A 26886-nucleotide genomic window follows, 5' to 3' on the forward strand; every position below is an offset into this window, starting at 1 on the left:
CGGATCACGTAAACGTGGGTAAGGACCCATTATATCGCCCCCCAAAGACCCAAAAAGCCGAAGAGGGAAGAACCACACAAACAACTGTATATCCACATGTTAAGGCATCAGGAAAATTCCCCGGTAAAAATCCTAGGGCGCAAAAGGCGCATCTTTACGCTTTCAAAGAAACACTTTTAGAAAAATAATATTTACATCACTCTACAGACAAGAGGGGTATAAACGTTATTTACAGAAAAAGTTTTAGAAACATACGTAAAGATGCGCCCCTTGCGCCCTAACCTATCAGCAACATCCCTAATACGGGATACAAAAAAGTCAATGGGACACGGCCGTAAAGTCATTGAGAAACCATCTCTATTCCATTGACTTTACCACCGTTTCCCATTGAGATACTATCGCAAACCAGACACTTCAAGGACGGAAACTCATTCCCCGAAAAGAAACTTACAATCCCGTTCGGCCGCCAGTCTCGTCCAATCCTGCGGGATCATTTGCCATTGGTTTAAAGGTTGTGGGCTAAGTACGCCCTTTTCCTTTATATATTGAATCATATAATAACGGAGGTCTTTATCGGTCGAATGAATGATACGGCTCTTTAACTCGTCTTGGGGAATGCCGGCCCCTTTCGTCAATAGCTCGCCTCCTCCGTTACCCCGGTAAGAGTTGAGAGCTACCTTATACGTTTTATTCTCGTCGAAAGGCTTACCATCCGCCATTTTCAAGATCGTGATCTTCTCGCCCTTGGGTTTCGTTACATCCACGGTGTAAATGATACCGGCCGCAGAGTCAAAGTTAAAACTGAAGTTGACGAACGAGGCGTAATTCTCCTGTCCTTTCTTTCTCTCTTTCAATAATAAGAGATGATCGTCCGGAGATTTCATCCGGTTGGTCCACATAGCGTACGATTCCTCCAAGAAGCCTTTGATCTCGGCTCCCGTCAAATTCATCGTATAAAGCATATTCTCATATTTGTAAAGACTGAACATATCGCTGATCGTGATATCCCCTTTATCTATTTTTGCGTCAAAGGATAACGGGGCGGCAAAAGAGACGTCCGCACCAGTCAACTCCAATTGTAAAGAGTGAATAAAATCAATAAAAGCGGATGGCCCAAAGTAAGCGGGACGGGTCGCGATACTCTCCGTAAAAGTTCCCACCTTCTCGGAGACAAAATCATTCACCGCTTTGTATTGCGGAGCGAATTTCTCCATAAACTCCTCGCTAGGCTCCAACTTATCCACATCCGTCAAAACACCCGATACTTGTTTGTCCAAAACCTTTCCATGCTCCATCTTTAACACGACATCAACGGAACCGACTACACGCCCATTACTTGCCGGATTTATCAGTAACACGGAATCTCCCTCGATATTCGCCACCTTACCACAATACCGGCGATGATCATGCCCCATCATAACCACATCGAAGCCCGGAATGCGCTGGGCAACCTCCATCGACGCATCCTCACGGTACTGGCCGGACATGGTACGAGCCTCGTTTCCCGCATGAAAGATACCTACCACAACATCCGGCTTCTCCTTCTCCTGAATGATCTTCATCCATTTACGGGCCGTCTCTTCCATATCGGCGAAATAAAGACCTTGCCACAGAGTCTCCGGCAACCATACAGGAATAGCCGGAGTAATCATCCCCAGTACAACGATCTTCACACCGTCACGCTCAAATACCTCATAGGGCTTTAAATAGGTCTCCCGGTCGGAGGTACGGATAATATTGGCACCCAAGATTGGGAAATCACATTGTTTGATCCAACGATCGAAAACGGCATGGCCAGCCTCTACATCATGGTTACCCATATTTCCCGCATTGTACCCCATATAATTCATCATGGCGGAAGCTATATGCGTAGAGACCGTATCCATGAAATTGTAATAATACGCCGAAGGTTGTCCTTGCAAGATATCGCCATTATCCAATAGCAAAAGGTTATCGCCATACGCCCGGCGTTCTTCTTGCACGAACGAATATACCCGTGCCAGACTTCCTCCCCACTCCCGCTGCTCGATAAAATTATACGGGAAGAAGTTTCCATGGATATCACTGGTTTCCACTAATTTCAACTTTACTTCCTTCGTTGTCGCCGACAGACCGAGAGCGACCAGCAGCAATAAGGCAATTGAATAAACTCGTCTCATATCAGGATTTTAGATAGATTAATGACGCGAAGATAACGAAATAACCTGTTCGCCCGGTTTCAACGGGATTTCTTTTCCATCCCAAATAAATATACCCGTAGTACCTTCCGGCAAGACCAGACGGGCGGTTCCCTCACCTCTTTCATTCAATTTATAAGCGGCGGTCACGCTTCCAAGCGGATGTGGGATCGTACCGGAAACCTCCTTCAGTTTTCCCAAAGACGGAGCGATCCGTATCTTCCTAAATCCGGGAGCATCGCTATCTATCCCCAACAAGATCCGGTAAAACTCGATATTCGGACTGGCTCCCCAAGCATGGCAATCAGAACGGGATGGCTCCGGCATCTCGGCCCATGTGGTCAATCCCAACGCCATCTGATCCCGCCATATTTGTAAGTTATCCAAGAACTGATCCCCTAAACCGGAAGCTTTCAACGCTTGATTCAAGTAATAACGGAAATAGATCGTACACTGGATCAAGCTCGTATCCGCCAAGGTTTGGTTCATCACCTTTACGGCCTCCTCTCCTTTCGTAACCCCAGTCAAGATCGCCAAGGCGTTCACATGCTGGGAATAGCCACGATGATCCTGCGTATCGGCGAATAGATTACGGGCAGCGTCCCAATATTTCGGGCGGATCGTCTTACGCATCTCGGTAGCGATCTTCCGGTAATGATCCGCCATGGCAGGGAGGCCGATCGCTTGTTCCATCTCCGCCGCAAACTCCAAGGTCATTATATACATCAAATCTTGGAGCGCCGAGTTTCCCTCTTTCTCCCGTATCGGCTCGCCATAATCAAAACCGGCCGCCCAATCCACGAAGAACCAATGAGGAACGTACGACAAACTATAATCCGGCTTCAACCATTGCTCGTACCACGACAAAACCTGACGGTAAGCGGGAAGCAAGGTCTTCATGTATGCCTCATCCCCACGGTACATCCAATAATCGTGCCCCATACAAATCCACCAGAGAGAGAACGAGGATATAAACTGATGTACGCTAGACGGATATCGGCTCATCGTAATCCCTTCCGCCACCATGGACTGCCGTCCTTGCTCTATGGCATTCTTCACCATATAAGGGTCTGATGTATTATACATGGAAATCATTGCCTGTATGCGTGTATCCCCGAAATATTGCAGTTGCTCGTAATACGGGCAGTCCATATACGTCTCATTGGCGCACAGACGGGCGGTACGCCATCCTATCTCGAGCATACGGCCCAGCTCCTCATGTCCCGGAGCGGAGAAAGTGGTCTCGTTACGGAAAGGATAGGCAGAGAAAGTCCCATACATATCCTCGATCACCAAAGGCTCGGAAGCCGTCTTCACTTTCAACTCCACATATCTCCATGTACGCCACCACAGGGACGTGAAGAGACGATTATCTCCCCCATCAGCCAGTATCTTATCCCCGTACCCGATAAACTGCTTATCCGTCAACTCGTCCCGATGTCCCTTGCCATTCAACGCATACGATTTAGTGGTCGATTCCTCTTCTTGCTTATAGAGGGCTTCCGAATAACCGATATGGATCTCGGCCTCCTTTCCTTTGCTGAAGGCTAAGGAGAAATAACCCGTCGTCAGGTAATCATTATCCAGAAGCAAGCGGACCTCCGTATTCGCCGGGATCGTCAAAGCTTTTGGCCAGTAAGGAAATCCTTGCGGGCATTCGATCCCTTCCGACCGGCGGAGCTTGGCCAGACGCTCGATCCGGCTGTCCATCGGAGGTATCGGGCTAGGAACCAGCAACCGTCCCGGGTAATCTCTCGATCCTTTCGTGGCACCCTCCATGCCCCGTACGGCCTTCTCCCATTTCCTGTCGTCGTAATCCGGTTGTTCCCAGCCCCAAGGATAAGCGGAGGCTTCCAGTTCCTCGCCCGGGCCAGCCACGTAATACCCCAATACCTGCCATTCGGTCCAAGGAGCATACGCCTTATTACGCAGGCAGACCCAAGTGGTATCCGTATTTACCACCGCCTCATGCCCCGTATTGCCTTGCAGGATAAAACCCGTCTGATCGTAACTGATCTGGGCGACAGGTTTACGCTCGGCATAATTCCAGACAACGGAGGCCAGCGTATTCTTCCCTTTCCTCAGATAAGGAGCCAGATCCACCGTCTCGAAACTCCAGTTATAGATATCCCCACGGGCCGGGCCCAAGGATACCAATTTCCCGTTTACATATAATTTATAACGGTTATCGGCGGAAACATGGACGATAAACCGGGAAGGAACCACCTCCAGATCGAACGATTTACGAAAATGATAGACCCCATATACATTCGGGGCCTCACCCGGGTAGGAGATCCAACGGGCTTTCCATCGTCCCTCGAAAAGAGAAGGATCGATCTTCTCCTGATTATACCCTTTCAGGCTAATCTGGGAGGAAAGGGAGAAGGCTTGAAACACAAAAAGCAAAAGGAATAAATAGGTTTTCATACAAACACGGTATTATTTGAGATTAACGATCCGAACAAAGGTACAAAAAAAGAGAAAGCGCCAAAAGAACTTTTGCCTTTTGACGCTTTCCCTCACAATATACCGGATACCCGGTCCTCCATTAGAAGAATATCTCCGGCTCCCGGCGTGCGCTAAAGTTCTTATGGAGCATCGCCGTGTAAGGAGTATCGAAAGTACGTGCGCCCTCGGGACACTCTTTCACGCAGGCGCAACATTTGATACATAGGTTCGGGTCGCTATACATACCCTCGTCTGCCAAGGATATCGCATGTGTAGGACACACATCCACGCAATACTCACATTGCGTACATAAATCGTTATCCGTAACAGGAGCTTGAGGAGTGGAAGGGCCTTTCACCCGATACGGGAAATTACCTTTCACCTCCAAGGCGGACAAGCATTCCACGCAGGAAACCTTCTCCAGCTCCTCGATAATCTTTTTCCCGAATTCCGTAGCCTGATTAAGATCCGACTCGTCCGGACGCCCCTCGGCAATGGGCATCCCCTTGCGGCTGAAAGAATGCTCGCCGATAAACGCTCCGGCAGCCACAGGTACGAACCCCTGCTCCGACACTAAATCACAGAGCTCTTTCAAGGCATCCTCATAATCCCGGTTCCCATACAATACCACGGGGACTACCGGCGCATGGTGGGCAGAACGGAACATGCGAAAACGTTCCATGGCAGTCTCCGCCACACGGCCACCGTATACAGGAGCGGCTATAATCGTCAGCTCATCATCAATATACTCTTCCATATCCAGACTCTCACAAGTGACATCAGACTCGGACATCGAAGTGGCACCCATTCCTTCCGCTATCGCATAAGCGATCTTGGCGGACGTGTGTGTCGGAGAAAAATAAATTAAATGTATGTTACTATATTTCATGATTCTTATTTTAACGCACCCTCTATTTTAGTCATTAACTCAGCAAATTCCTCATCGGTATAGCCTTTGCTCGTATAAATGATCTTCCCATCTTTTCCGACCAAATAGCCACGAGGGATCAAGTTCTTGGCGAAAGCGCCGAAAATAGCCCGGTCCTTATCGGGATACAATGGAAAATCGAAGCCTTTTTTCTCGTTATATTTCTGTAGATCGGCATCGGAATGCTCACGCCCGATCACCAAGAGAACGAAGTCCTTGTTGTTCTTGTATTTCGGCCAGAGGGTTTGTTGGACAGCGGCCAATTCTTTTTGGCAAGGAGGACACCAAGTGGCGAAAAAATTCACGAGGATCACTTTTCCCTTCAACGAAGCGGACTGCAACTTACTCCCGTTGTCGGAAACAATCGTAAATGACGGCATAGTATCACCGACCTTCACGATATCGGAATTATCCTCCTGAGCTTTGCCTACGAAAGCCAATAACGCTAGTAAACTAACCAATAAATACTTCTTCATAACCTTAATCATTTCTCGTTTAGGATTCAGCGACAAAGATACATTAAAATTCTCATCAAACCGCATAATTCTAAGGCTTACGAAAGTTCTACGGTGCCGTACCTACCCCTCGACAGCTCTTCTAAAAGTTCTAGGGGGTTAGATGTTAAAAAAAACGTACGTGAAACCCGGAGATGTCACGTACGCTGATATCATGCAAACCCGGAAAAAGATTTACCGCAGACTTTGCGCTAAGTCATAACCGGCTTTCAACGCCTTTAGGTTCATATTAACTATATCCTCGCCCTTACGACCGAATATCTGACGGATTCCCGCCTCGATCTTATCATACTCGATCCCGATAAATGGGGTAGCAGCCCCCAGCATCACGATATTGGCGGCACGGACAGAACCCGCTTCCTTGGCGATCTCCTCCACGTCCAATACGACCTTGTGAGGGAGTTTGTCCAACTCGGCGTTCACTTTCTCGATCTCCGGATAGTTCGGGATGTTCACGAACGGACGGGAGTTCGTCACCAGCCAACCCTCTTTCTTCAGGTAAGGCAGATAACGCAAGCTCTCCATCGGTTCCAAGGAGATGATCAAATCGGCGTGGCCCTTCGGGATCAAGTCCGAGGCGATCGGCTCGTCGGAAAGACGCAGGTTAGACTGCACGTCTCCCCCCCGTTGACTCATACCGTGTACTTCCGCTTGCTTCATATACAGACCTTCTTTTAAGGCGGCTTCTCCAATAACGGCGGCGATAGAAAGGATACCCTGTCCTCCTACACCTGATAGTATAATATCTGTTTTCATTTCTTGCTTGCTTTTTTCTTTCTGGTTAATGTCTGGATACACTCACGGCGGGGGATCAATACGGATACGCCCTTGTACTCGATTTCCTCACGGATGATAGACTTCATCTCCTCGAAGTTCTTTTTTAAAGGAACCATCACACGGATGTGAGCCGGGTCCACACCGATACCGGCGCAGATAGATTCCAGACGTCCCGTTCCGGCGGAATCCTGCCCTCCGGTCATGGCCGTTGTCTCATTATCGGAGATAACGATGGTGATATTCGTGTTCTCGTTCACGCAATCCAGCAAACCAGTCATACCGGAATGGGTAAACGTAGAATCGCCGATCACGGAGATAGCCGGGAATACACCCGCGTCGGAAGCACCCTTCGCCATCGTGATAGAGGCCCCCATATCGATACAAGAATCGATCGCACGGAAAGGAGGCAAAGCTCCCAAGGTATAACAGCCGATATCGCCAAACACCTTAGCCGTACCGTTATACTCGGCGATCACCTCGTTCAAGGCCTCATACATATCCCGGTGTCCACAACCTTGGCACAATGCGGGCGGACGTTGCTCAACCACCTCGGGGATCGCATAATAGCTCTGGATCTCCTTACCCAAGGCTTTGCCTACCGCGTCTGGCGTAAGCTCGCCGTCACGCTGAAGCGTACCGTCCAAACGGCCATGAACCGTCACTCCCTTCCCCAAGAAACCCTTCAATTGCTCCTCCACAACCGGATATCCCTCTTCCAGCACCAAGATCTCCTTACACTCGCCAACGATCTTCTCGATTTGCTTTCTCGGAAGTGGATACTGGGAGATCTTCAATACGGGATGCTCGAAACCGTCCGGATAATTCTCGGAAAGATAATTGAAAGCGATACCCGTCGTGATGATACCCAAGTCTTTATTCGGGGCATCGAAATACTTATTATATGCGGAATTCTCGGAAGCTTCCGTGAAAGCCTCTTGAGACGCCAGCAAACTCTTGAAACGTTTACGGGCCAATGCCGGGAGTAAGATAAAACGTTGGCGACCGTCTTCCGGACAATTCATCCGGTTCTCCGGCTTCAACGGGCTGGTTACGACACCGGCACGAGAATGCGCCATACGGGTCGTTACACGCAGCAAGATAGGATACCCTAATTTCTCGGATAACTCGAATCCATGATATACCATATCATAAGCCTCTTGCTGGCTGGATGGCTCAAACATCGGGATCATGGCGAAATTGCCATAAAGACGGTTGTCTTGCTCATTCTGGGAAGAGTGCATGGATGGGTCGTCGGCCGTAAGGATGATCATACCTCCGTTGATACCGCTCATAGCGGCGTTCATAAAGCAATCGGCGGCTACATTCAAACCCACGTGCTTCATGCAGCAAAGCGCACGTTTACCGGCATAGCACATACCCAAAGCGGCTTCCATGGCGGTTTTCTCATTTGCGCTCCAGCGACAATGGATACCTCTTTCCTTCGTTACCGGAGAACCTTGGATATATTCTGTGATTTCAGTAGAAGGGGTTCCCGGGTATGCGTACACCCCGGAGATTCCAGCGTCTATAGCGGCTTGCGCTATGGCCTCGTCCCCCAAAAATAAATGTTTTTCCATGTGTATCTGTTTTCTTAATATTGACTATTCACACTATTTAGCTGCCAAAGGTAATGAAAAATGTTCAATTTAGAATGAGAGACTTATGATTTATACTAGATCCATTACCGTATCCGGCGCCTATTCAACTCCGCCCGATACCGGTTGGCATTGCGGTTATGCTCCGCCAACGTCACGGCGAAATTATGCCGTCCCGAGAAATCCTCCTTAGCGCACATGTATAAGTATTTATGTTTCGTATGATTCAATACGCTATTCAAGCCCTTGATAGTAGGAATCCGTAGAGGACCGGGAGGTAGGCCCGCATATTTATAGGTATTATAGGGAGAATCTATTTCCAAATGCTCAAATAAGATACGTTGCAAAGAAAAATCCCCCACCGCAAACTTTACGGTAGGGTCCGCCTGTAAAGGAATACCGGCACGAAGGCGGTTGATATAAAGACCCGCCACGATTGGATATTCGTCCGATGCCGCCGTTTCCTCTTCTACGATAGAAGCCAAGATAGATACCTCAACTGGAGTAAGCCCGATCTCCTCTGCCTTTTTCAATCGTTCCGGTGTCCAGAAAGCGTCATATTCACGCTTCATGCGACGTATAAATTTATCCGCGGATATATTCCAATAAATCTCATAGGTATTAGGAATGAAAAGGGCATGGATCGTTTCCGGGGTAAAACCTAAAGAGTCGCAATACACGGAATCATTCAATAGACGCAGGAGATTTTCCTTCCCGAACATCAATTGATCACTTATACGTTCCGCCAAATCTTCCTTGAAACGGATATTATTAAAAGTAACCCGGGTCGCTACTTGATGTCCTCTCCGCAAGTCATTCAATAAGGTTAAATTACTCATGCCGGGTTTCACGGCGTATCGACCGGTACGCATGGACGCAGGATACTTCAACAATCCACTCAATTGCTTAAAGCTACCGATACGGAGACAGTTCGCCGAATCACTCAACTGCCGGCAAAGATCATCAAAATCCTTTTTATCATCTATATAGACATAGACCGTCTTATCCGGCTTAAAATTCGGAGCCCAAGCCAAACGGTACACCCAAAAGCCTCCACCGCCTATCAAAACAACGAGAATCGCTATCAAGGCGATAATTATCGGACGCCTCGATAAAATTTGTTTGTTCAAATCCATGAATAATCTATTGAATATCAGAATAAGGCACAAAAGTAGTATCTTTTTTCGAAAAAAATGATGTACAAAGCCTTGTTTATTTAAAATTATAGTTCTACCTTTGCATCGCAATTCTAAGGAAGAAGCACAGAACACACAAGGAAGTGTGGGTGAGTGGCTGAAACCACCAGTTTGCTAAACTGACGTACTCGTTAGGGTACCGGGGGTTCGAATCCCCCCGCTTCCGCAAAGAGCCAACTAATAAATTTATTAGTTGGTTTTTTTGTTTTTAAGCCAACCGAATTAAAGTGTTTCATATATTTGTCATATTTGAACTTATCGTAAGTCGATCTGTTATTAAAAGGAGATAATTAAATATATACATTATGACAATTGCTTTTATCCGAACATATAACAATAAGCAAAACTCCGAGGTCCAAGAAGCTGTGATCCGGGAATTTGCAGAATCTCAGAAGATAGAGATCGGGAAGTGGGCTAAAGAGGTGGGAAATAGTCCTCGTGCGAACCGCAGACTGGAAAGTATTGTCAAATCTTTAAGTCCCGGGGATGAGATACTTGTGTCCGATATATCCCGTGTGAGCCGTAAGATGATCGAGATCATCCATATCATTTTGCTTTGTATAGAGCGAAAGGTAACGCTCCGTAGCGTAAGCGACGGATATGTGTTCGAGGATAATATCGACAGTAAGACTTTGGCCTTTACCTTCGGTCTGGTCTCTGAGATCGAGCGAAAGCTGGTCTCTATCCGTACGAAGGAAGCCCTTGCCTTGATCAGAAGTAAAGGTGTGGTGCTGGGCCGTCCGAAAGGTAGTCAACAAATGGGACGCTTGGAGCCTTATAAGGAACAAATCGAGAAAGACTTGAAAGACCCGAGCTTGACTTACGCTCAGATAGCGGAGAAATACAATGTATCGTTAAGTAGCTTCAAACGCTTTCTGAAAGAGTATCTTCCCGATAAGAAAAAGAAGAAGACTAAAAAATAAGAAAAGCTCCTTTCACCTCTGCTAAGTATATTAGCATTCAGTAGTGAAAGGAGCTTGTTTTTTTATTTCTCTATACGGATACGGGCGTCTACAGCGAACAAGCCTCTATCCGTAGCCACCAACGGATTTATATCCATTTCCTTTATCTCGCTGGCAAAACGCAATAAGGTAGAGAGGCGAACGATAATGTCCGCATATTGTTGCTCGTCGATACCCTTTTGCCCACGTGTACCTTTAATGATCGGATACCCTCTCAAAGAACGAATCATTGAATAAGTCTCATCGTATGACAACGGAGCCAAACCATAAGACACATCTTTCAATACCTCCACGAAGATTCCACCCAACCCGCAAAGTACCACATGGCCGAAACGATCCTCATATTTAGCTCCCAAGAATAATTCCTGTCCTTTCAACATCGGTTGTACCATGATGCCCGTAACACCCGGCAGACGCATCATACGTTCATACTCGAACAATAAATGCTCTTCTCCACGGATATTCAAGGCCACACCACCGATATCGCTCTTATGCACAGGCCCTACAACCTTGGCTACCACCGGATATTTCACCTTCTTGGCAAAAGCCAGCAACGCATCCCTATCATCCGAAGCATATTCCTCCACTAACGGGATATTAGCGGCACGCAACAATGTACGCACTTCCTCCGGATTTAAATAACCGCTACCCGGCAACCGGTCTATGATACGACGAACTTCCGGTACATCCACGCCATATAGCTGGATATCCGTGCTCATCGGTTTCGGCGTATTGATCACCCGTGAAAGGGCAGTACCCAATGTCACCTCGTCCGAGAAGTTCACATGGCCTTTCTTGACAAAGCTCTTCACCTCCGGTCCGGCCGTTACGATAGACGGTAATATCGGGAAGATCGGCTTCTTGCACTCTTCCATCTTTTTATGAAGTACCTCGTAGGTATCATAAAGTTTTACCAAACCGGGACTACCGAAGATGACCATCATCAAATCCACATTATCGAAACGATTCTCACAGAAATCGATGGCTGTAGCCAGATGTTCCGGTGTCCCCGTACCGATAATATCAATCGGATTACCGACAGCGGCACCCGGATACAGTTTGGATTTCAACTCATCAGCGATAGGGCCTTCCAAACTAGGAACATTCAAACGCCCCTTGGATAAAGCGTCCGCCAGCATTACCGCAGGCCCTCCGGCATGTGTCACGATCGCACAATTCTTCCCTTTCACGTCTTTCAAGGTAAAGATACTCGCCACGGTAGTCAATTCCTCACGGCTAAAACAACGCACGATACCCGCCTTACGGAACAAAGCCTCCACGGCAGAGTCCGAACTAGCGATAGCGCCCGTATGCGAAGAGGCAGCTCGCTTTCCCGACTCCGTACTTCCCGCCTTGATAGCGGCGATCTTGCATCCCTTACGTATCAAGGAAGACGCATGATACAACAATTTATCCGGTTGCTTGATTTGCTCGATATACAACATCTTGATCTTGGAATCCAATACCGGATCAAAGTTCCGATCCATATATTCAAGGATATCCTCTACTCCATTCTGCTTGGAGTTCCCAACCGACCAAACAGAAGAGAAACGCAGCCCTTTTGTCAGCGCCGACTCGATAATGAACAAGGCCGTACCGCCGGAGCTAGAGATGAAATCCACGCCATCGGGATGGAATTCCGGTATCGGTTGCGTAAACACGCCATGATAATTCATATTCATCAACCCGATACAGTTCGGGCCGATCAAGGAAGCTCCCGCCTCATTCACGACATCCAGCATCTGTTGCTCCAAGATACCGCCCTCGTGTGTCTCCTCGCCGAAGCCGGCCGAGATCACGATAAAAGCTTTTACCCCCTTTTGCCGGGCCAGCACTTCCATCACCTCGGGGCACGATTTACTCGGAATCGAGATGATCGCCAACTCAGTCTCCGGGATATCATGTACAGAAGGATAAGACTTGACGCCTTGCACATCTGTCTCCTTGGCGTTTACCACACATAATTCTCCTTTATATTTTCCATCCAACAGGTTTCGCACGATACGACCGCCCGGTTTATGTACGTTGTTGGAACCTCCCACCACTACGATGCTTTGAGGATTAATCAATTCTCGGTTAATCATAACATTTTGATTAGTTAGATTCAATGAATGGGAGCAAATATAGTTTTTTTCTCCATTTATTCATTAAAACCCGGGGTATTTATTTACACTTTGCACTCTCTGTCTGCAACCAGTCACACCATGCATCCATCCCGTCTCCTTTCGTGGCGGACACCTCGAATATCTGGAGATGGTGATTTACCTTCAAGGCGTTTTCCCGAAGCACTTCCACTTTTGTATTCAGATAAGGAGCCAGATCAATCTTGTTGATTACGCAGATATCTGCCTCCTGAAAGATATGTGGGTATTTCAACGGTTTATCATCTCCCTCCGTCGTACTCACGATAACGACTTTCTTGGACTCTCCGAGATCGAACATGGCCGGACAGACCAGATTGCCGACATTCTCTATAAAAAGGATCGCTCCCTCCTTCGGATTCAGATGCTTAACGGCATGATTGACCATGTCGGCTTCCAAATGACAGCCGGTACCGGTATTTACCTGAAACACGGGAATCTCCAACGCCGCTATACGGTCGGCATCGTTTGAGGTTTGTTGATCGCCTTCTATCACATAGATCGGTCGCTTCGCTTTCAAACGGCGGATCGTCTCTTCCAGCAAAGTTGTCTTACCGGATCCGGGCGAACTCATCAAGTTCAGGCAGAACAGGCTCTTAGCCTCGAAATATCCCCGGTTTCGCTCCGCCAATAAGTTGTTACGTTGAAGTATATCTTGTTCCAGATTGATTACGATCCCTTCATCAGGATGGTGATGATGTTCATGGCCATGAGAATGCTCATGCGTATGATCGTGATGGTGATGATGCTCTCCGCATCCGCAAGTTCCGCACATAGTATTTAAGTTTTTATTTCATTAATATATCATTCCTTTTTAATAACAATCGACTTCACCCGAAGTTCCTTCCCTTTAAGGATTTTAACTAAATAGGAGCCACAATGGGGACAAGGGGAAAACAAGGCGTTTATTGGGAAAATGGTCTCACAGTCGCTACACTGTCCTTCCCCCTCAATATAATGACGGATAATCCGGGCCTTTTCCAGCTTGCTACCTTTTATGGCGCTATCCAATGCGAACTCTAAGGTTTGGATCTCTACGCCGGACAAATGTCCTATCTCTAACTCCAACTCTTCGACCACCGAGGCTCCCCGGTTATCCGCTTGTTCCTCGACCAGCTCCACGATGCTACGGGCTATAGACAACTCATGCATATCTGATCTCTTTTAAAAGGGAGTCACCGAGGCGATCGTTAATTGCCCCACGGCTATCCCCCCATCGTTACAAGGTATACGAGACGGAATATAGACGGGGACCCCAGCCATGATGAACTGTCTCCTCATCGACTCCGTCAATAATTTATTCTGGAAACATCCTCCCGAGATAACCACTTGTGTCGCTTTCGTCCGTTTAATCAACAAGCGGGCTTTCTGCACAAACAAGGAAGCCAATGTCGTATGGAAACGGGCGGATATCAAGCTCACCGGGACCTCGTTCGTCTTATCATGCAATAATGCCTCAAACAAAGAATAAAAAGAGATTTCCTCTCCCTCCGCCGAGACTGGATACGCATAAGCGTTCCTCTCTCCCATCGCCGCCTGCTCCAATAAGACCGGAGCCTCCGCTTGGTGGCTGGAGACATCGCAAATCCCCAATAAAGAAGCTACCGCATCAAACAGCCGGCCAGCGCTGGATGTATAGGGTGTATTCACACCTTTCTCCATCATTCGTTCAAGCATAGCGATCCTTTCCGTGCCTATGCGTTCCACGAAATCGGCCGGATAAGGAATACCCGACGGTTCGTCCTTGAAATAATGCCACAAATAGGCGACAACCATTCGCCATGGCTCCTCAGCCGCCTTGTCGCCTCCCGGTAACGGGACATACTCAAAATGGGAAAGGCGACGGTATTTCGCTCGGTCACAAAAGAAGAACTCGCCTCCCCAAACCTTACCATCATCACCCAGACCTGTCCCATCCATCACGATAGCGAGAACCGGCTCATTCAAACCATGCTCCAACATACAAGCAGCGGCATGAGCATGATGATGTTGTACCTTTAATAAAGGTAAGGAAAGAGATTTCGAGATACGTTCCGCCTCTTGGCTGGAAAGATAATCCGGATGCAGATCACAAACCAATCGCTGGAGATTGAAACGAAACAAATGACGAAACCGCTCCATAGATTCCGTATAGAACCGGAAAGTCTCCCAGTTCTTTAAGTCGCCAATATATTGACTTTGCAGGATCGTCTCTCCTTTTCCCAAAGCGAACGTGTTCACTTTCTCCGCACCGAAAGCCATGATCCCTTCCACATTTGTATCCGTGAAAAAGGGTTCCGGCACATAGCCTCGGGAACGACGGATCAAGCAGGGTTGTCCTCCGCAGACCTGCAATACAGAATCATCTACCCGGTTATGGATCGGGCGATTATGATGCAAGAGGATCGCTACCTTTCCCGCTAATTGCGCCTCCGCATCCTCCGGGGTGATCGCTATTGGCAAATCGCTTAGATTCCCGCTGGTCATTACCAACGCAGGTATCCCTGTACGAGCAAACCAATCGTAATGAATCGGCATATAAGACAACATACATCCTAGCGTATGCATGCCCGGATTGATTCCGGAAGCTAACCGGCTCCGTTGCCTCAGCAGCACGATCGGACGGCGCCAAGAGACGAGGCATCGCTCCTCCATCGGTTCCGTAGCCGTATAGACCTGCAAATGTTCCAAATCACGGAACATAACAGCGAATGGTTTGGTATCCCGCTGCTTTATCTCTCGCAGACGGGCAACCGCTCTCTCGTTCGAGGCATCACAAATCAAATGATAGCCTCCGATTCCTTTAGCCGCAATAACCTCTCCACCAAGCAATAGACGAGAGGTAAGTTTCAATAAGGTCTCATAATCGATATAAGTCTCCTCGTTATAAGTCGCGTAATAAGTCGGGCCACAATGATTGCAAGCGACCGGTTGGGCATGGAAACGGCGATCGATAACATTCGTATATTCTTTCTCACAATCGGGACACATAAGGAAACCGCCCATCGTTGTCTGCGAACGGTCGTAAGGAAGGTCCCGGATAATAGAGAAACGAGGGCCACAATGCGTACAATTAATAAAAGGATATCCGATTCGATGGGGTTGCGTAGTCCGGTCTCGCATACAATCCGCACAAACAGCGATATCCGGGGAGACCTGCGTGACCTCATCCGATTCTGAATGGCTGGGCGTAATCGTAAAATCGTCAAAATCATCTTCATCCATTTCCGTAGATGTATAGGAGATCCGATGGATATAAGCGACACGAGGATGCTCGGTCCGTATACGACTTATCAGCAAATCCCGATCATCCGGAGTAGCGGCAACCAATATACGTACTCCATTATTCATATTCTCCACACAACCTTTCATCCCCAGATCTTTAGCGATCCGGTAGATAAAAGGGCGAAAACCAACCCCTTGAACCAAGCCTTGAATAATCAACGCATATACTTTATTCTTCGCCATAGCACAAATATAGGAATAAATGTCTAATCAGACACGAATCGACTATCGTATTTACTAAAGAGATATGATCTATCATCTTATAAATAATATTTATCAATTTTATCTTTCCCTCTTAAACATATTAAGTATCTTTGAGGTTATTAAATAAATTGAAACGATATGTGTTTAGCGGTACCCGGAAAGATTATCTCAATCGATCGAAGCATCCCCGAAATGACCATGGCTAAAGTTGATTTCGGAGGCATCCTAAAGAATATATGTATTGAATGGGTGGATGTGAAACAGGGGGATTATATCCTCGCTCACGCAGGGATCGCTATATCTGTTGTAGATGAGAAAGAAGCGGAGGAAACACTGAAAGACCTTAAAGAATTACAAAAGTGCGTTTCGTAGACGAATATAGAAGCAACGAGAAGGTACAAACTCTTCTGGAGGCCATCCGCAAAAAGGTGACACGACCTTGGTATATCATGGAGATTTGTGGCGGGCAAACACATGCTATCGCCCGTTATCGGCTGGAAGAGATGTTGCCACCGGATCTTCAACTGCTCCATGGGCCGGGTTGCCCGGTCTGTGTAACACCGGTCGAGACAATCGACTACGCCTTGAAGTTGGCGACACAGCCGAATGTGATCTTAGCCTCTTTCGGGGATATGATGCGAGTTCCGGGAAGTAAGGAGGATTTATTGAGCGTAAAAGCGAGAGGAGCGGATATCCGTATGCTATATACGCCCTTGGATGCCCTATCACTGGCCGAGGAGAACCCGGATAAGGAAATCGTATTCTTCGCAATTGGTTTTGAGACGACCGCACCTGTCCACCTCATGGCTTTGAAAGAGGCCATACGCCGAGGACTTCCGAACTTTTCCATATTGACTTCCCTATTCACGGTACCACCCGCTATCGAGGCTATCTTATCCGATCCGGAAAGTAAAGTAGACGGTTTCCTGACAGCCGGACATGTCTGCGCCATCACAGGCAACAGGGCCTATCACCGATTAACCGCCCGATATAAAATCCCGATGGTCGTCACCGGATTCGAGCCGGTAGATCTATTATATGGTATCTACCGCTGTATCTCCCAGTTGGAAGCCGGAAGTTATGAGGTAGAGAACGCTTACAAACGGGCCGTCCCCGAACAAGGGAATGCCGCCGCCCGCCAACTTATGGACGAGATGCTGGAACCTTGCGACCAAGACTGGCGGGGCATCGGAATCATCCCCTCCAGCGGGCTTCAACTTCGGTCCGAATATAAAAGATATTCCTCCCGAATGAGATTTCAATTGCGTCCGGAAGAAAACCGGATCGCATCCGAATGTATCGCCGGACTGATTATGAGAGGTTTGAGACAACCCTCGGACTGTCCCCATTTCGGGAAGGCCTGCCATCCCACCCATCCCTTAGGAGCCCCGATGGTCTCCTCGGAAGGGGTTTGTGCCGCTTACTATAGATATAAATAGATAGAAAGATATGGATATACACTTGAATTGCCCGATTCCTTTTACCGACTCAGACCGTGTGCTACTGGCGCACGGAGGGGGAGGACGCATGACACACCAACTGATCAGCCAAGTATTTTATCCGGCTTTCCGGAACCCATTATCGGAGCAGGATCATGACGGATGCGTGTTTCTTATGGAAGAAGGGCGACTGGCCTACTCTACCGACTCCTTCGTGGTAGACCCGATCTTTTTCCCCGGAGGAGATATCGGTGATCTGGCGATCAACGGGACCGTTAACGATCTGGCTTGTTGCGGTGCCCGTCCTTTGTATCTGACCGCCGGGTTTATACTGGAAGAGGGCTTGCCTCTAGCAGATCTTCAGCGTATCGTACAATCCATGAAACGTGCGGCGGAGCGTGCCGGCGTACAGATCGTAGCCGGGGACACAAAAGTGGTGGAACGGGGCAAGTGCGATAAATTGTTTATCAACACCAGTGGGATCGGGATCGTCCCTCCGGGCATACGAATCGCCCCAGACCAAGCCACTCCCGGCGATGTCGTCATTTGTAGCGGCCCGATTGGTCTACATGGTATCACGATCCTTTCCGCACGGGAAAGCTTGGGATTCGAGACGGATCTAAAAAGTGATACCGCTTCGCTAAACATTATGATTTCTGAGCTGTTACATACTATAGGAGAGGTACATGTCTTACGTGACCCCACCCGAGGTGGCGTAAGCGGAACCCTCAACGAGATCGCCCAAGACGCTGGTGTGGATATCCTGCTGGACGAAGACGCCCTGCCTATTCCGGAAGCGGTACGTGCCGCATCCGAGATGCTAGGATTAGACCCACTCTATATAGCGAACGAAGGATTGGTTCTTGTGATCCTGCCGGAAAGCCTTGCGGAACAAGCGTTACCCCTTATGAGACGTTTTGAGGAGGGCAGGCAAGCGACCGTTATCGGCCGTATCACCAAGCAAAGCGGAGAGCAAGCCCGGGTCAAGATGAAGACATTATACGGTAACTACCGGATCATCGATATGCTAAGCGGGGAGCAACTCCCCCGTATTTGTTAGAATACTTAATTGCTGAGATATGGAAAATAAAAGACCGTCCGTTTACGAAGAGTGCCGTCAGAAAGGCATCTCCCGCCGGGACTTCCTGAAGTTCTGTACCACCATGGCCGCCCTGATGGGATTGGAGGCTTCGGGAGTGGCACAGGTAGTAAATGCCTTGGAGACGAAACCCCGCCTTCCGATCATCTGGCTACACCTACAGGAATGTACCTGTTGTACCGAATCGTTTATCCGTGCCGCCCACCCGATCGTGGCTACCTTGTTGTTAGACAAGATTTCCCTAGACTATACCGAGACGCTGATGGCCGCCGCCGGCGAACAGGCCGAGGCCGCTAAGGAAGAGACCATGAAAAAATATTACGGCAATTATCTGCTGATGATCGAGGGATCGTTACCTACAAAAGACGAGGCTTATTGTTGCGTAGGCGGCAAGAGTGCCTTGCAGATCACCGAAGAGGCCGCCGCAGGAGCTAAAGCGATCATCGCTTGGGGCAACTGCGCTTCCGCCGGTTGCGTGCAAGCGGCGAACCCGAATCCTACCGGCGCTAAAGGTATCCATAAAGTCATCAAAGGTAAACCTATTATTAATGTACAAGGCTGTCCTCCGATCGCCGACGTGATGGCGGGTGTCATTATCTATATGTTGACCTTCGATCGTATGCCACAATTGGATGGATTGGGCCGTCCGAAGATGTTCTACTCACGCCGGGTACATGATACGTGCTACCGCCGTGCGAATTTCGACGCCGGTTTGTTCGTGGAGAGCTTCGACGATGAGAATGCCAAGCATGGCTACTGCCTGTATAAAGTGGGATGCAAAGGTCCAAGCACCTATAACTCGTGCGGTATCATCAAATGGAACGAGGGCACCAGTTACCCAATCCAAAGCGGTCACCCCTGTTTAGGTTGCAGCGAGGAGAATTTCTGGGACAACAGCCCGTTCTATAAACGTATGCCCGATATACACGGATTCGGTATCGAGGCCACGGCGGATCAGATCGGTCTGGCTCTAGGAGCCGCTACCGCCGCCGGTATCGCCGTACATGCCGTAGCGACTAACATACGGAAAAAAGAGCTTATCGACAATGATGAGCCGGAAAGTAAATCTACGATCTAATAAAACACTACTATCATGTCAGAAAGAATTGTCATAGACCCCATTACCCGTATAGAAGGCCACCTGCGGGTAGAGGCTGAAATAGAAGGTGGCACTATCAAGAACGCCTATAGCTCGGGTACCATGGTGCGGGGCATCGAGAATATCGTAAAAGACCGGGATCCCCGGGATGTATGGGCTTTCGTAGGCCGTGTTTGCGGCGTATGTACTTCCATCCACTCGCTTGCCTCGGTACGGGCGGTCGAGAACGCACGGGGTATCGTGATCCCTCCCAACGCCAGTATGGTTCGTAATATCATGCAAGCCGTATTGTACATGCATGACCATACGGTGCATTTCTATCAATTGCATGCATTGGATTGGGTAGATGTGGTATCCGCCTTAAAAGCCGATCCGAAAGCCGCCGCTTTACTTGCCCAGCAACTTTCTCCATGGGCAAAGAATACCGAGGGGTATTTCACCGCCACTCAAGAACGACTAAAGAAGTTCGTTGCCAGCGGGCAGCTTGGTATATTCGCCAATGGGTATTGGGGACATCCGGACTATAAACTTACGCCGGAACAGAACCTTATCGCTACCGTCCATTATCTGGACGCATTGGAATGGCAGAAAGAGGTCGTCAAGGTACACGCTGTGTTCGGGGGCAAGAATCCGCATCCAAACTATATCGTAGGCGGTATGCCTTGCAGCATCGACTTAAATGAGGCCAATGCGATCAACGCAGATCGACTCGCTCTGGTAAAGCAGAAACTAGAGGAGGCGAAAACATTCATCAATCAAGTTTATATCCCGGATTTATTGATGATCGCCAACGTCTATAAAGACAAATGGAGTAAGATTGGCGGAGGAGTACGAAACTATTTGTCTTACGGAGACTACCCGGTGTTCGATCTCGGGGAAGTGGAAAGTTATAAGATCCCCAGAGGAATCGTCTTGGATCGTGACCTTAGCAAGGTACATCCCGTAGACGCTAACTCCCCGGAAGAAATCAAGGAGTACATTTATCATTCATGGTATAAATACACGCAAGGAGACAAAGCCGGTTTGCATCCCTACGAGGGAGAGACCCATCTGGAATATACTGGCCCTCGTCCCCCCTATAAGTTATTGGACGTAGAGGATAAATATAGTTGGATCAAGACGCCACGGTGGAAACAGGAACCAATGGAAGTGGGTCCGTTAGCTCGTTTGATCGTAGCCTACGCCGCAGGGAAGGAACCCCAAAAGAGTATCGTAGACGAGACTTTACGTCAGCTCGACTTGCCGGTAGATGCTTTATTCTCTACCCTAGGACGCACCGCTGCTCGTGGATTGGAATGTAGAATGGCAGCGGACTGGGCCCTTGAGTTTTTCAACCAATTGATCAAGAACCTCGAAAACGGGGATTCCCGGATGGCAAACAGTGCCGAATGGGAACGGGAGAACTGGCCCGATCATGAGCAAGGCGTAGGATTGGCCGAAGCTCCCCGTGGAGCATTAGCCCATTTTATCGTGATCGACAAGAACCGGGTAAAGAACTACCAGATGGTAGTGCCTACTACTTGGAACGCCTCACCGAGGGATGAGAACGGCGTATTGTCCGCCTACGAGTCCGCTTTGATCGGTACGCCGATATACGATCCGAAGCAACCCTTAGAGATTCTTCGGACGATCCACTCTTTCGATCCTTGTCTGGCTTGTGCCGTGCATCTGTATGACGAGGAAGGAAAATATGTGCACCAAGTTGATACATTCTAAAAAGCAATAGAGCCATGAAGAGTCGTAAGAAACGTTTAAGAGAAGTGTATGTATGGGAATTACCCGTACGTATCTATCATTGGGTGAATGCGCTCTGTATCGTCATACTCTGCGTGACAGGCTTTATCATCGCCGATCCTCCCGCGATCATGTCCGCTTCGGAGGCTTATTTCAGCTATTGGTTCGGCGTGGTTCGGTTTATCCATTTCGTAACAGCGTTCGTATTCTTCTTCAATTTCGTATTCCGGCTTTATTGGGGATTCGTCGGGAATCGTTATGCCAGATGGAATAACTTCATCCCTTTAAAGAAATCCCAATGGAAAGAGGTATTGGAGGTGATCAAGGTAGATATCTTGATGATTAAGAACAAACCGGTAGACAGTATCGGGCATAACGCCTTGGCTAGCTTAATTTATTTCGGAACTTTCTGGGCATTTTTGTTACAAAGTATCACTGGATTCGGCCTATACGCCAAGATGAGTCAGTCTTTCTTCCCACAATTGTTCGCATGGACCATCCCGTTGATGGGCGGGGACTTGATGGCTCGCCAGATTCATCATTTCCTGATGTGGTTCTTCATCCTTTTCGCTATCGTTCATATTTATCTGGTATTTTATCATGACTATATCGAGCAACGTGGCGAGACTTCGTCCATCATCGGTGGCTGGAAGTTTATCGAGGAAGACATAGCGGACAAGGAAGAGGTAACCGAGACTGCCGAGACTATCACTAAGATCGCTAAAAAAGGATGAAAGTGGAGAAGGAAACATTAGTATTAGGAGTAGGCAATTTATTGCTGAAAGACGAAGGTGTAGGCATACACGTTATCAAGGCTTTAGAAAACGAGAAGCTCCCGGCTCACGTCCATTTGATGGACGGGGGCACGGGAGGACTTCATTTATTAAGTTGGCTGCAAGGATATGACCGTATCATCATGATCGACGCCACGCTGGATAATAACCCTCCGGGCACCGTCCGTCTGATCCAACCTCGTTACGCCACCGACTTTCCCCCGCTCATGAGCGCCCACGAGATCGGTCTAAAAGATATGATCGACGCCATGATCCTAACCGACGATCTCCCGGAAACCCATCTCATTGTCATCTCCGCCCTCAATATCAACGAGGTCGGAATGGATCTGACACCCGAGGTAAAGGCGGCGGTTCCGAAAGTGATCCGGATGATACAAGAGATTATTTCAATACATAATAGAGCATACCGGCAATAGCGGCCCCAGCTATCGGCCCTAAAACAGGTACCCAAGCATACTCCCAATGGCTGCTGCCTTTTCCCTTGATCGGCAAAATAAAGTGTATGAACCGGGGAGCTAAATCACGGGCAGGGTTAATCGCATAACCGGTAGTTCCACCTAAGGAAAGACCGATTACCCAGACCGTAAACGCTACCGGAATGGCACCTACCGAACCTAAACCTATCGGCAAGGTACTATTGCTTTCGTAGGTTAGTTCTCCGTCCGTTATAAAAAATACGACAAACATCAAGGCGAACGTACCGATCATCTCACCTAAGAAATTAATTGGATAATCTTTGATAGCAGGACTCGTACAGAATACGCCTAATTCCGCATCCGGATCATCCGTAGCGTTGAAGTGATCCTTATAAACCAGCCAGACCAATAAAGCGCCCAAAGCGGCACCTATCATTTGCCCGGCTATATAAGTACATACATCACACCAAGGGAAAGTCCCTCCGATCGCCAAGCCGATCGATACCGCCGGATTCAAATGTGCGCCACTATAAGGGCCGGCTACCACAACACCGATAAATACGCCTAAAGCCCAAGCGGTCGTTATCGCTATCCAGCCCGCTCCATTGCCTTTTGTTTTCGACAAACAGACATTCGCTACAACTCCTCCTCCCATCAGGATCAAGAGCATAGTCCCTAATAATTCCGCTAAAAATGGAGACATAAGATAATAATTTAAGAATTTGTTAACTTGTTAATCTGCCTATAAGATGATTTTCATTATTCAGCCCAATTCTGAGAACGCCCCACCGCCTTATGCCATTCGTTCAATAATTTACGGGCGGTATCCTCTTTCATTTGTGGGTTAAAGACCTTATCCAAGCACCATTGTTCTTTCAGTTCATCGATATCCTTCCAATAGCCGATCGCCAAGCCCGCCAAATAAGCGGCTCCCAAAGCAGTCGTCTCCAATACATTCGGACGTACGACCGGACAGCGGCAGATATCGGACTGGAATTGCATCAAGAAGTTATTAGCGATAGCACCGCCATCTACCCGAATCTCTTTCGGCTTGGCGTGAATATCGTTTTCCATGGCCATCAATACATCATATACTTGATAGCAGATGCCCTCCAAAGCCGCACGGGTTAAATGAGCCGCCGTAGTTCCGCGGGTAATCCCGATAATAGCGCCACGTGCGTATTGATCCCAATACGGCGCACCCAAACCCGTTAACGCCGGCACAAAATAAACACCCCCATTATCACTGACGGATTTCGCCATTTGCTCCGTAATCGAGGCATTCGGAATCAAGCCGATCCCATCCCTCAACCATTGAACGACGGCACCTCCCACAAAGACACTACCTTCCAGCGCATAGGTCGTCTGATCCCCTAATTTCCACGCGATCGTTGTCAATAGGTTATTCTGGGAAAGAACGGGTTCCTTGCCGGTATTCAGGATCATAAAGCAGCCGGTTCCGTAGGTTGTCTTGATCATACCATCCTCTACGCAGAGCTGGCCGAACAGAGCCGCCTGTTGGTCGCCAGCCATACCGGATACCGGGATGCCTTTCTTAAAAATAGGAGTTGATGTCTCGCAGTAAACCTCGCTACAGGCTTTCACTTGCGGTAACATCGAGGCAGGTATCGTAAACAAGTCCAATAACTCTTGATCCCATTGCAAAGTACGGATATTGAAAAGCATGGTACGGGAAGCGTTCGTCACATCCGTAATGAATTGAGCGCCCCGGGTAAGTTTCCAAACCAGCCAAGTATCTACCGTACCGAAGCATAGCTCTCCCCGCTCCGCACGCTCCCGGATACCCTTTACGTTATCCAATATCCATTTTATCTTCGTGGCGGAGAAATAAGCGTCGATCACCAATCCGGTCTTCTGCTGGATACGTTCCGCCCAACCTTGCGATTTAAGTTCCTCGCAATAATCCGCCGTACGGCGATCCTGCCATACGATCGCATTGTATACGGGAAAGCCAGTCTCCCGGTCCCAGATGATGGTAGTCTCCCGTTGGTTAGCGATTCCGATACAGGCGATATGGCTATCCGTGACATCCGCTTTTGCCATCGCCTCCTTGATGACAGACGATTGGGTGTACCAAATCTCATTCGGGTCGTGCTCTACCCAGCCCGGTTTCGGGAAATACTGTTGGAATGGCTTCTGAGCCAACGTAATAATAGTTCCTTGATGATTAAACAGGATAGCCCGGGAGCTAGTGGTTCCCTGATCGATCGCCAACACATATTTATTTCGAAAATTCATATCCTTCTATATTAGTATCGTTTATCAATTTGTCAATTCAGTATATAATTCGAGGCAACCTCATTAAACGCCTTTACCTGAGCAGAGGTCCAAGTCTCGTCCTTTCCCCATTCCGTAGCCAGAATCCCCGCTACTTTAGGAGCCATCGCCATCGCCGCCCGTGCGTCTAAGAATAAGATACGCAAACGGCGGGCCAATACATCCTCCAAAGTACGAGGCATCTCATTACGGACCAGCCAAGTTACCTCTCCTACCGTATAGGCATAGTCCGGATGCAACTTCTCCGCCATGGCGGGGGAAGAGGCCACTAAGTTACGGATTTCGTCGGCATCCGTACCATATACGTATAAAGGATCGGAGAAATCCGGATTCTTCCGGCTACCATGGATTTGGTAACGCTCGGTAATACAGTCTTTTGTAGGAATATGCATGTAACGTATCGCTAGGTCTAGGGTATCTTGAGCCATTTTCCGGTAGGTTGTCCATTTGCCTCCGATAATGGTGATCAAGCCGGATTTCTCCCGGATCAATTTATGGCTACGTGATATCTCTTTTGTCTTTTTACCTTCGCTACGGGGAGCGGCGAGCGGACGAAGCCCCGCGAACACGGATAAGACATCGCTTCGCTTGGGTGGCCGGGTCAAATAGTTAGCGGCCGTATCGAGTATAAATTGGATTTCTTTCTCTAAGGCTACCGGCTCTTTTTCCGGCGATTCCATCAAGGTATCCGTTGTCCCTACCACGACTTTATCATGCCAAGGTACGGCGAACAACACACGTCCATCCGATGTCTTAGGAATCATAATGGCGCAATCACTTTGCAGGAAAGAGGAATCTAATACCAAATGGACTCCTTGGCTGGGGCGAACGGTCGGGCGTTTGCCCGGCTCGTCCATTTGCAAGATCTCATCGGCGAAGACACCGGTAGCGTTGATCACGCAACGGGATCTTACTTGATAAACCGTACCGGTCTCCTCATCTCGAACCGTAACGCCGGATACTTTGCGGTCGTCGTCCTTCAGAAGCCCTATGACTTTCGCGTAGTTCAAGATACAAGCGCCAGCGTCGATAGAGCTGCGGACCATATTAATCGCAAGACGGGAATCATCGAACTGGCCGTCATGATAAAGCACCCCGGCGGTCATCCCTTTCGAACGAAGCATCGGAATGGTACGGAGCGCCCGTTTCGGACCGATACAAACCGAACGTCCCAGACCTAATTTTCCGGCCATCACATCATATAGGATCAGGCCTATCGTATAAAACGGACCTTCCCACCAACGATAACAAGGGATTAAGAAGGTTTGATCTTTTACCAAATGGGGAGCGTTCTGGCGTAGCAGGCCTCGTTCGCGCAAAGCTTCCAGAACCAAGGAGACATCTCCTTGCGCCAAATAACGGACACCGCCATGGACCAACTTCGTGCTACGGCTGGAAGTTCCTTTCGTAAAATCCAATTGTTCGAATAAAGCGACTCTATATCCTCTTGTCGAAGCATCCAGAGCGATACCTATGCCGGTAGCTCCTCCTCCGATCACAAGAAAATCAAAGACTTCAGACGGGTCTTCCAACTGAGAAATCATTTTACTACGGTCCATATAGCTCCTCCTTTCTTAAGATTAACAGTTACAAATCTAACCATTAATTCTTAGTATAACAAAGGATTTGGGAAAAAGGATCAGTAGCGCTTTCTGTTTTCCATAAAGATAACTGCAGTTTGTCTTATGCTGATATAGGTAGACACATTCAATAACAATAAAATGTGTAATTATTATGCGCAAAAAACATGAGCATTACAGCGAAGAAGAGAAATTGCATCTTCTTCATTCTTATTATCAA

At 48.3% G+C, this 26886-nt stretch carries 23 protein-coding genes and 1 tRNA gene; 10 read left to right on the forward strand and 14 right to left on the reverse strand.

What is annotated here, in order from left to right:
* The coding region (locus NBH07_RS21850) for a hypothetical protein (protein WP_250833606.1) at window positions 1–188 on the forward strand (188 nt) is incomplete at its 5' end.
* 240 nt (window positions 189–428) lie between these two features.
* On the opposite strand, the gene NBH07_RS21855 is transcribed toward NBH07_RS21850, so the two are convergent.
* The 7 genes from NBH07_RS21855 to mltG all read right to left on the reverse strand — a co-directional run bounded on the left by NBH07_RS21855 (window position 429) and on the right by mltG (window position 9576).
* Window positions 429–2159, reverse strand: coding sequence for a bifunctional metallophosphatase/5'-nucleotidase (locus NBH07_RS21855; protein WP_156682514.1), 1731 nt, complete (start codon window positions 2157–2159; stop codon window positions 429–431).
* 18 nt (window positions 2160–2177) lie between these two features.
* Entirely contained in the window at window positions 2178–4604 is a 2427-nt protein-coding gene (locus NBH07_RS21860) for an alpha-L-rhamnosidase-related protein (RefSeq protein ID WP_009018291.1), read from the reverse strand.
* A 121-nt stretch (window positions 4605–4725) separates the two neighbouring features.
* Window positions 4726–5514 (reverse strand): 4Fe-4S binding protein, encoded by a 789-nt coding sequence (locus tag NBH07_RS21865; RefSeq protein WP_009018290.1) that lies wholly within the window; start codon window positions 5512–5514, stop codon window positions 4726–4728.
* A 5-nt stretch (window positions 5515–5519) separates the two neighbouring features.
* The gene (locus NBH07_RS21870) at window positions 5520–6029 is read right to left on the reverse strand and encodes a TlpA family protein disulfide reductase (RefSeq protein WP_029257199.1); all 510 of its coding nucleotides are present in this window, start codon (window positions 6027–6029) and stop codon (window positions 5520–5522) included.
* Between the two features lie 213 nt (window positions 6030–6242).
* Window positions 6243–6824, reverse strand: coding sequence for an indolepyruvate oxidoreductase subunit beta (locus NBH07_RS21875; protein WP_005865060.1), 582 nt, complete (start codon window positions 6822–6824; stop codon window positions 6243–6245).
* Complete coding sequence (locus NBH07_RS21880) at window positions 6821–8422, reverse strand: thiamine pyrophosphate-dependent enzyme (protein ID WP_009018289.1); 1602 nt, start codon at window positions 8420–8422, stop codon at window positions 6821–6823. Before NBH07_RS21880 ends, NBH07_RS21875 begins: the two co-directional genes overlap by 4 nt.
* A 104-nt stretch (window positions 8423–8526) precedes the next feature.
* A complete protein-coding gene (gene mltG, locus NBH07_RS21885; RefSeq protein ID WP_009018288.1) occupies window positions 8527–9576 on the reverse strand; it encodes an endolytic transglycosylase MltG in 1050 nt (349 codons plus the stop codon).
* Window positions 9577–9715: 139 nt separating this feature from the next.
* Between mltG and NBH07_RS21890 the strand changes: the two genes are divergently transcribed.
* Window positions 9716–9802: transfer RNA gene (locus NBH07_RS21890), tRNA-Ser, on the forward strand.
* Window positions 9803–9941: 139 nt separating this feature from the next.
* Window positions 9942–10559, forward strand: coding sequence for a recombinase family protein (locus NBH07_RS21895; protein ID WP_005855033.1), 618 nt, complete (start codon window positions 9942–9944; stop codon window positions 10557–10559).
* A 62-nt stretch (window positions 10560–10621) separates the two neighbouring features.
* Here the strand turns inward: NBH07_RS21895 and NBH07_RS21900 are convergent, their stop codons facing one another.
* The 4 genes from NBH07_RS21900 to hypF form a co-directional block, all read right to left on the reverse strand.
* Window positions 10622–12682, reverse strand: coding sequence for an acetate--CoA ligase family protein (locus tag NBH07_RS21900; RefSeq protein WP_005855031.1), 2061 nt, complete (start codon window positions 12680–12682; stop codon window positions 10622–10624).
* 79 nt (window positions 12683–12761) lie between these two features.
* Window positions 12762–13514, reverse strand: a complete 753-nt coding sequence (gene hypB / locus NBH07_RS21905; protein ID WP_008773312.1) for a hydrogenase nickel incorporation protein HypB — start codon at window positions 13512–13514, stop codon at window positions 12762–12764.
* A gap of 29 nt (window positions 13515–13543) precedes the next feature.
* A complete protein-coding gene (hypA, locus tag NBH07_RS21910) occupies window positions 13544–13891 on the reverse strand; it encodes a hydrogenase maturation nickel metallochaperone HypA (RefSeq protein WP_009018287.1) in 348 nt (115 codons plus the stop codon).
* Between the two features lie 12 nt (window positions 13892–13903).
* Complete coding sequence (hypF, locus tag NBH07_RS21915) at window positions 13904–16186, reverse strand: carbamoyltransferase HypF (RefSeq protein ID WP_005855025.1); 2283 nt, start codon at window positions 16184–16186, stop codon at window positions 13904–13906.
* A gap of 159 nt (window positions 16187–16345) precedes the next feature.
* Here hypF and NBH07_RS21920 point away from each other — a divergent pair, with 159 nt between their 5' ends.
* Genes NBH07_RS21920 through NBH07_RS21950 form a run of 7 tightly spaced genes read left to right on the forward strand, consistent with a single transcriptional unit; the run spans window position 16346 to window position 22788 of the window.
* Window positions 16346–16579: a HypC/HybG/HupF family hydrogenase formation chaperone gene (locus tag NBH07_RS21920; RefSeq protein WP_005865048.1), complete on the forward strand. Its 234-nt coding sequence runs from the start codon at window positions 16346–16348 to the stop codon at window positions 16577–16579.
* Window positions 16567–17646, forward strand: a complete 1080-nt coding sequence (gene hypD, locus NBH07_RS21925; RefSeq protein ID WP_009018286.1) for a hydrogenase formation protein HypD — start codon at window positions 16567–16569, stop codon at window positions 17644–17646. The genes NBH07_RS21920 and hypD overlap by 13 nt, the downstream gene beginning before the upstream one ends.
* Window positions 17647–17656: 10 nt before the next feature.
* A complete protein-coding gene (gene hypE / locus NBH07_RS21930; RefSeq protein WP_009018285.1) occupies window positions 17657–18706 on the forward strand; it encodes a hydrogenase expression/formation protein HypE in 1050 nt (349 codons plus the stop codon).
* A gap of 19 nt (window positions 18707–18725) precedes the next feature.
* Window positions 18726–19823 (forward strand): hydrogenase small subunit, encoded by a 1098-nt coding sequence (locus NBH07_RS21935; RefSeq protein ID WP_005865043.1) that lies wholly within the window; start codon window positions 18726–18728, stop codon window positions 19821–19823.
* Window positions 19824–19838: 15 nt separating this feature from the next.
* A complete protein-coding gene (locus tag NBH07_RS21940; protein WP_005855015.1) occupies window positions 19839–21560 on the forward strand; it encodes a nickel-dependent hydrogenase large subunit in 1722 nt (573 codons plus the stop codon).
* 14 nt (window positions 21561–21574) lie between these two features.
* Window positions 21575–22312: a Ni/Fe-hydrogenase, b-type cytochrome subunit gene (gene cybH, locus NBH07_RS21945; RefSeq protein ID WP_005865039.1), complete on the forward strand. Its 738-nt coding sequence runs from the start codon at window positions 21575–21577 to the stop codon at window positions 22310–22312.
* Window positions 22309–22788 carry a HyaD/HybD family hydrogenase maturation endopeptidase gene (locus tag NBH07_RS21950; protein ID WP_005865036.1) on the forward strand — a complete coding sequence of 160 codons (480 nt, stop codon included), beginning with the start codon at window positions 22309–22311 and terminating at the stop codon, window positions 22786–22788. The genes cybH and NBH07_RS21950 overlap by 4 nt, the downstream gene beginning before the upstream one ends.
* Here NBH07_RS21950 and NBH07_RS21955 read toward each other — a convergent pair.
* The 3 genes from NBH07_RS21955 to NBH07_RS21965 are packed head-to-tail and all read right to left on the reverse strand — an operon-like array spanning window position 22754 to window position 26645.
* Window positions 22754–23491 (reverse strand): MIP/aquaporin family protein, encoded by a 738-nt coding sequence (locus tag NBH07_RS21955; RefSeq protein ID WP_005855011.1) that lies wholly within the window; start codon window positions 23489–23491, stop codon window positions 22754–22756. The genes NBH07_RS21950 and NBH07_RS21955 overlap by 35 nt on opposite strands.
* A gap of 56 nt (window positions 23492–23547) precedes the next feature.
* The gene (gene glpK / locus NBH07_RS21960; RefSeq protein WP_008773317.1) at window positions 23548–25047 is read right to left on the reverse strand and encodes a glycerol kinase GlpK; all 1500 of its coding nucleotides are present in this window, start codon (window positions 25045–25047) and stop codon (window positions 23548–23550) included.
* Window positions 25048–25079: 32 nt separating this feature from the next.
* Window positions 25080–26645, reverse strand: coding sequence for a glycerol-3-phosphate dehydrogenase/oxidase (locus NBH07_RS21965; RefSeq protein WP_009018284.1), 1566 nt, complete (start codon window positions 26643–26645; stop codon window positions 25080–25082).
* Window positions 26646–26886: the final 241 nt, after the last annotated feature.

This window comes from Parabacteroides sp. B2-S-102, from assembly GCF_023656665.1.
Lineage (GTDB): Bacteria > Bacteroidota > Bacteroidia > Bacteroidales > Tannerellaceae > Parabacteroides > Parabacteroides distasonis.

Coding starts and splice junctions, on each gene's coding strand:
- NBH07_RS21870 (WP_029257199.1), bottom strand. CDS start 6,029: ATGAAGAAGTATTTATTGGTTAGTTTACTAGCGTTATTGGCTTTCGTA.
- NBH07_RS21920 (WP_005865048.1), top strand. CDS start 16,346: ATGTGTTTAGCGGTACCCGGAAAGATTATCTCAATCGATCGAAGCATC.
- NBH07_RS21855 (WP_156682514.1), bottom strand. CDS start 2,159: ATGAGACGAGTTTATTCAATTGCCTTATTGCTGCTGGTCGCTCTCGGT.
- NBH07_RS21935 (WP_005865043.1), top strand. CDS start 18,726: ATGGAAAATAAAAGACCGTCCGTTTACGAAGAGTGCCGTCAGAAAGGC.
- NBH07_RS21895 (WP_005855033.1), top strand. CDS start 9,942: ATGACAATTGCTTTTATCCGAACATATAACAATAAGCAAAACTCCGAG.
- hypF (WP_005855025.1), bottom strand. CDS start 16,186: ATGGCGAAGAATAAAGTATATGCGTTGATTATTCAAGGCTTGGTTCAA.
- NBH07_RS21940 (WP_005855015.1), top strand. CDS start 19,839: ATGTCAGAAAGAATTGTCATAGACCCCATTACCCGTATAGAAGGCCAC.
- NBH07_RS21880 (WP_009018289.1), bottom strand. CDS start 8,422: ATGGAAAAACATTTATTTTTGGGGGACGAGGCCATAGCGCAAGCCGCT.
- mltG (WP_009018288.1), bottom strand. CDS start 9,576: ATGGATTTGAACAAACAAATTTTATCGAGGCGTCCGATAATTATCGCC.
- NBH07_RS21965 (WP_009018284.1), bottom strand. CDS start 26,645: ATGGACCGTAGTAAAATGATTTCTCAGTTGGAAGACCCGTCTGAAGTC.
- glpK (WP_008773317.1), bottom strand. CDS start 25,047: ATGAATTTTCGAAATAAATATGTGTTGGCGATCGATCAGGGAACCACT.
- cybH (WP_005865039.1), top strand. CDS start 21,575: ATGAAGAGTCGTAAGAAACGTTTAAGAGAAGTGTATGTATGGGAATTA.
- NBH07_RS21900 (WP_005855031.1), bottom strand. CDS start 12,682: ATGATTAACCGAGAATTGATTAATCCTCAAAGCATCGTAGTGGTGGGA.
- hypA (WP_009018287.1), bottom strand. CDS start 13,891: ATGCATGAGTTGTCTATAGCCCGTAGCATCGTGGAGCTGGTCGAGGAA.
- NBH07_RS21860 (WP_009018291.1), bottom strand. CDS start 4,604: ATGAAAACCTATTTATTCCTTTTGCTTTTTGTGTTTCAAGCCTTCTCC.
- NBH07_RS21865 (WP_009018290.1), bottom strand. CDS start 5,514: ATGAAATATAGTAACATACATTTAATTTATTTTTCTCCGACACACACG.
- hypB (WP_008773312.1), bottom strand. CDS start 13,514: ATGTGCGGAACTTGCGGATGCGGAGAGCATCATCACCATCACGATCAT.
- NBH07_RS21950 (WP_005865036.1), top strand. CDS start 22,309: ATGAAAGTGGAGAAGGAAACATTAGTATTAGGAGTAGGCAATTTATTG.
- NBH07_RS21875 (WP_005865060.1), bottom strand. CDS start 6,824: ATGAAAACAGATATTATACTATCAGGTGTAGGAGGACAGGGTATCCTT.
- NBH07_RS21955 (WP_005855011.1), bottom strand. CDS start 23,491: ATGTCTCCATTTTTAGCGGAATTATTAGGGACTATGCTCTTGATCCTG.
- hypE (WP_009018285.1), top strand. CDS start 17,657: ATGGATATACACTTGAATTGCCCGATTCCTTTTACCGACTCAGACCGT.